Here is a 565-nt window from a genome sequence, read left to right on the forward strand (position 1 = left end):
CCGCAGGCGATGCCGAAGTAGGCCGGGCTCTTTTCGCCCACCACGATCAGCGTCTCCAGAGGCAGTGCCTGGAACGGCTCGGCCGGCATGTCCGCGGCAATGATGGCCTTGATCTCGCGGACGCCGGTGCGCATCAGCTCGCGCTGCTGCTTACCTTCCGTGGTGCCCGCGGTCAGTTTGTTGGCGAGGGTCAGCATGGAGAGCGGCATCCTTGATGAGAAGGAGCCGCTGGCTTCCAGGCCGCGCTGGATGACAGCGAGGGCGCGGTCGTCGTCGCCTGCCGCGATGGCGCGCTCGTACTCCACGATCCAGTCCGCGGTGACGCTGCCGTTCACGGAGACCGCGGGATCGTAAACCGCCAGGCGTTCCACCGGAAGGGTCCGCGCTGCGTGCAAGGCAACGGCACCGCCGAAGCTGTGGCCAAAGACATCCGTGCTGGAGGTGTGCTTCATGACGGTGTCCAGGTCGCGGATGTCTACGTCCAGCGTGTAATCCTCGGGCTGCGGGGACGATGAACCGCGGCCGCGCCGGTTGAACGTGTGCACCGGCCGGCCCAGGGCGGCGC

The 565-nt window shown here is 67.6% G+C and carries 1 protein-coding gene; it reads right to left on the reverse strand.

Translation table 11 applies throughout. The annotated features are described in order from the left end of the window. Window positions 1-565: alpha/beta hydrolase (locus AC1DKD_RS41845; protein WP_477144810.1), on the reverse strand; the 565-nt coding region annotated here is incomplete at both ends.

This window comes from Cupriavidus sp. 05T313 (assembly GCF_056396665.1).